Source organism: Actinomycetospora sp. (assembly GCF_055612215.1).
On sequence record NZ_JBVPVA010000797.1, the window covers coordinates 1 to 4,481 of the forward strand.

Sequence of the window (4,481 nt, forward strand, 5' to 3'; positions counted from 1 at the left end):
CCGGTACACGCGGACGGGCAGGACCGCCTCGGCCGTCGTGACCTCGGTGTCCTCGACGACGACGCGCCGGTCGTGCGCCCCGACGATCACCCGACCCGCGGGCCCGGCCTGGATGCGCCCGGAGCGCTCGCGCGCGGCGGGGACCTCCTCGGGCGGCAGGTCGGCGACGGATCCGGCGAGACGGGAACGGAGCACCCCGACCAGGCGGGCGCGCAGCGGCAGACGCACGGCGGGAGCTTAGGTGCGCTCCGCGCTCGTGAGCAGGAAGTGCGGTGAGGGCCGCATTTTCGGCTCAGGTGGCCGACGACCACTTCGGACGACGCTTCTCGACGAACGCGCTGACGCCCTCGCGGCCCTCGGCCGAGAAGCCCCGGTTGCCGATCGACTTCGCCTCGACCTCGAAGTGGGCGTCGGTGAGCACCCCGCCCGCCGCGCGGACGAGCCGCTTGGTGGCCGCGAGCGCCTCCGGCGGCCCGGCGGCGATGGCCGCGGCGACGGCGTCGGTCTCGGCGCGCACGTCCTCGTCCGGGACGACCCGCGACGCGAGCCCCGCCGCCGCGGCCTCCTCGGCGCCCATGGGCCGGTTGGTGAGCAGCATGTCCAGCGCCCGGGCCCGCCCGACCGCGGCGGGCAGCGTCGCGGTCATCCCGCCGTCCGGGGTCAGCCCGATCGCCGTGTACGCCGGCCGCACCCGTGCCCCCGCGCCCATCACGACGACGTCGCCGGTCAGCACCAGCGAGAGCCCGATCCCCGCGGCCCAGCCCTGGACGCCGATGACGACCGGGGCGGCCAGACCGAGGACGAGGCGCTGGCAGGCGTGGAAGTCGTCGGCGAGCGTGGAGAGGCTGACCTCGGGGTCGGCGGCGAACCCCCGGACGTCGCCGCCCACGCAGAAGTTCGGTCCCTCCGCGACGATCTCCAGGACCGCGGCGCCCTGCACCGGTCCGGCGAGGGCCTCGCGGAGCTGACGGCCGAGCTCGAAGTCGACGATGTTGTGGCCCGGCCCGTTGCTGAGCACCAGGCGCGCCACGCCCGGCGTCTCCACCTCGACCCGCACCCGTTCCTCCGCCACGCGCTCCTCCTCCGACCGGCACGTCGCCGGGACCCACGACCACACTGCACGGGGCGTCGCGAGCCTGCCACGCTGTCCCCGGCCCGCGCTGCCCACCGAGAGGACCTCGACGTGCCCGACCTGCACATCCCGGCCGGTGCCGGCTCGCACCAGCAGGCCTACCTGGCCACGCCCCCGCTCGGGGAGGGCCCGTGGCCAGGCGTCGTCGTCCTCCAGGACGCCTTCGGCATGACCGACGACCTCCGCGAGCACACCGACCGGCTGGCCACGGCGGGCTACGTGGCGGTCGCGCCGCGGCTCTACACCGCGCGCGGCGGCGGGCCGCGCTGCGTCGCCGCGGTGTTCCGGGCGATGACGAGCGGGCAGGGGCCGGTGTTCGACGACATCGACGCCGCCCGCGGCTGGCTCGCCGACCGCGACGACTGCACCGGGACGGTCGGGGTCATCGGCTTCTGCCAGGGGGGCGGGTTCGCGCTGATCGCGGCCGCCCGCCACGACTTCGCCGCGACCGCCCCGAACTACGGCCACGTCCCGACCGACGCCGAGCGCGAGCTCGAGGGCATCTGCCCCGTCGTGGCGAGCTTCGGCGCCCGCGACGTGTCGCTCAAGGGCCACCCCGAGCGGCTCGAGGCGGCGCTCGACGCGCTCGGCGTCGAGAAGGACGTCAAGACCTACCCGACGGCGGGTCACTCGTTCCACGAGCGCTTCCCCGCCCAGGCCGTGGTCCGCCGGCTGGGCATGGGCTACGACCACGACGCGTCCGAGGACGCCTGGGGCCGCATCCTGCGCTTCTTCGACACGCACCTGAGGGCGGCGTGACCGCTGCGGGGACGCCGCTGCGTCCCGGTTCCGGGGACCCGCTGCCCGAGCTCGAGCACTACCTCATCGACATGGACGGCGTGCTCGTCCACGAGGAGAACGCGCTGCCCGGGGCCGACGAGTTCATCCGTCGGCTCGGCGAGGCCGGGAAGCACTTCCTCGTACTGACCAACAACTCGATCTACACCCCGCGCGACCTGCAGGCGCGCCTGCGCGCGAGCGGCATCGACATCCCCGTCGGGAACCTCTGGACCTCCGCGCTCGCCACCGCCCAGTTCCTCGACGACCAGCGTCCCGGCGGCACCGCGTTCGTCGTCGGCGAGGCGGGCCTGACGACGGCGCTGCACGAGGTCGGCTACGTCCTCACCGAGCGGGACCCCGACTACGTCGTCATCGGCGAGACCCGCACGTACTCGTTCGAGGCGATCACCCGGGCGATCCGGCTCATCGAGCGCGGCGCGCGCTACATCTGCACCAACCCCGACGCGACCGGCCCGTCGACCGAGGGCACGCTGCCCGCCACCGGGTCCGTCGCCGCGCTGATCACCCACGCGACGCGCAAGCAGCCCTACTTCGTCGGGAAGCCGAATCCGCTGATGATCCGGGCCGGACTCAACACGATCGGGGCCCACTCCGAGACCACCGCGATGATCGGCGACCGGATGGACACCGACATGGTCGCGGGCATGGAGGCCGGCCTGCACACGATCCTGGTGCTCTCCGGGGTCACCGACGCGGCCGAACTGGACCGTTATCCCTACCGGCCCAACCAGGTGGTGGAGAGCGTGGCCCACCTGTCGGTGGGCTCGCGCGGATAGCGGGTCGCCCGGATAGCGGGTATCCAGGTCCCATGCCGGACGACTTCGAGGACCTGCCCTCGACCCTGCAGCGCTCGCCCAAGGGTGCCCGCGACACCTACGCGGCGGCGAAGGAGTCGGCCGAGGGCACCTACGGCAAGGGCGAGCGGGCCAGCCGCACGGCGTACTCGGCCCTCAAGCACAGCTACGAGAAGGTCGGCGACCACTGGGAGCCCAAGGAGTCCAAGGGCCCCTCGGACTCCCGCGCCGAGAGCGGCGGGCAGGACCCGAGCGGTGAGCCGGCCGGCGGGGTCGACGCCAACGCCAGCAAGGCCCACCTCTACGAGCGGGCCAAGCAGCTCGACGTCGAGGGGCGCTCGAAGATGGACAAGGACGAGCTCGTCGACGCGATCGGCAAGGCCAACGACAGGGCCACCCGGAAGGCCCGGGACGGTTCGTGACCGGACCCGCGGAGGGCGAGGCGACCGAGCCCTCGGGGGAACCGGCCGCCATCGGGACCACGCCCGCGGACGGCCCGACGCCGAAGACCGGGACGACGCCTGCCGCCGGCACCACACCCGACGCCCCGGCCGGGCTCAACGGCGTCGGCCTGCCGGAGCGGCCCCGGATCGGCGTCGGCCGCGACGGACGCCGCCTCGGCTGGATCGAGTTCGTCGTCGGTGCTCTCGTCTACGTCGCGGTCCAGGTCGGGGTCGGTGGGATCGCCTACGCGGTGTTCGGGCACCTGCCCGGCGCGCCGGGACTGCTCGCGATCTCGGCCGCCTCGGCGTTCGCCGCCGTGCTGGTGGCGGTGGCGCTGCGGGTGCGCACCCCGGGCGCGCTCGGCCTGCGGCGGCTGCCGGTCCGCACGCTCGCGCTGGCGGTCGGCCTCGGCATCGGGGTCTGGCTGCTCTCCCGGGTGCTCATCGTCGTGTACATCACGATCACCGGTGACCACAGCGATCCCCAGCAGTCCCTGACCCAGTTCGCCGGGGTCGCGGCCGCCTTCTGGGTCGTGCTGCTCGGCGGCCTCGTCGTCCCGCTGGGGGAGGAGCTGCTCTTCCGGGGGGTCGGCTACGGGTCGATGCGCCGGTACGGGCCGGTCGTCGCGACCATCGTGTCCAGCCTGGTGTTCGCGGTCGCGCACGGGTTCAACGTCGTCTTCCTCGCCGTCCTCGTGCTCGCGGTGCTCAACGCCGTGCTCTACGAGCGCACCCGGTCGATCTGGCCGTGCTTCGTCACGCACGCCTCGTTCAACCTCTGCTCGTTCGTCATCCTGCTGCTCCTCACCTGAGCCCCCGCCGCGACGGAGCGCACGCGTGACCGCCGCTGCTCCCGGGCACCTCCTCCGGGGAGTTCGCGCGGAGGGCCCCTCCGCCCCGGCCAGCACGGAGGACCAGGACCAGTGACGACAGCGACGGCCGACATCGAGATCCGCGACCCGGCGACCGACGAGCTCGTCGGCCGGGTGGCGCCGGCCGGGCCCGAGGAGGTCGACGACGCCGTCGCCCGCGCCGTCGCCGCCGCGCCGGAGTGGGCGCGCACCGACCCCGCGGCCCGCGCCGGTCGGGTCCGCGACGCCGCCTCCGCCCTGCGCGCGCAGGCCGAGGACCTCGCCCGGCTCAACGAGACCGAGACCGGCCGCCCCTACGACGACGCCCTCGGCGGTGTCCTGGCGGCCGCGGGCACCCTCGAGCAGTACGCGGAGCTCGGGCCGCTGCACCGCGGGCGCTCGCTGCAGGGCTCCTGGTCGGCGACCGACCTCATGGTCCCCGGCCCCCACGGCGTCGTCG

Annotated in this window: 7 protein-coding genes; 5 read left to right on the plus strand and 2 right to left on the minus strand. The window is 74.6% G+C overall.

The window, feature by feature from the left end:
* Positions 1-228, minus strand: a 228-nt coding sequence (locus AC0CYZ_RS21805; RefSeq protein ID WP_472219182.1) for a hypothetical protein, incomplete at its 3' end; no start/stop codon positions are given.
* Positions 229-292: 64 nt separating this feature from the next.
* Positions 293-1,072, minus strand: coding sequence for an enoyl-CoA hydratase/isomerase family protein (locus AC0CYZ_RS21810; RefSeq protein ID WP_472219184.1), 780 nt, complete (start codon positions 1,070-1,072; stop codon positions 293-295).
* A 111-nt stretch (positions 1,073-1,183) separates the two neighbouring features.
* On the opposite strand from AC0CYZ_RS21810, the gene AC0CYZ_RS21815 reads away from it, so the two are divergent.
* The 5 genes from AC0CYZ_RS21815 to AC0CYZ_RS21835 all read left to right on the plus strand — a co-directional run.
* Positions 1,184-1,891 (plus strand): dienelactone hydrolase family protein, encoded by a 708-nt coding sequence (locus AC0CYZ_RS21815; protein WP_472219185.1) that lies wholly within the window; start codon positions 1,184-1,186, stop codon positions 1,889-1,891.
* A 71-nt stretch (positions 1,892-1,962) separates the two neighbouring features.
* The gene (locus tag AC0CYZ_RS21820) at positions 1,963-2,709 is read left to right on the plus strand and encodes an HAD-IIA family hydrolase (RefSeq protein ID WP_472219192.1); all 747 of its coding nucleotides are present in this window, start codon (positions 1,963-1,965) and stop codon (positions 2,707-2,709) included.
* A gap of 32 nt (positions 2,710-2,741) precedes the next feature.
* Positions 2,742-3,149, plus strand: a complete 408-nt coding sequence (locus AC0CYZ_RS21825) for a ChaB family protein (protein ID WP_472219186.1) — start codon at positions 2,742-2,744, stop codon at positions 3,147-3,149.
* Positions 3,146-3,982, plus strand: a complete 837-nt coding sequence (locus tag AC0CYZ_RS21830; RefSeq protein WP_472219188.1) for a lysostaphin resistance A-like protein — start codon at positions 3,146-3,148, stop codon at positions 3,980-3,982. Before AC0CYZ_RS21825 ends, AC0CYZ_RS21830 begins: the two co-directional genes overlap by 4 nt.
* Before the next feature lie 111 nt (positions 3,983-4,093).
* On the plus strand, positions 4,094-4,481 hold a 388-nt coding region (locus AC0CYZ_RS21835; RefSeq protein WP_472219190.1), incomplete at its 3' end, for an aldehyde dehydrogenase family protein.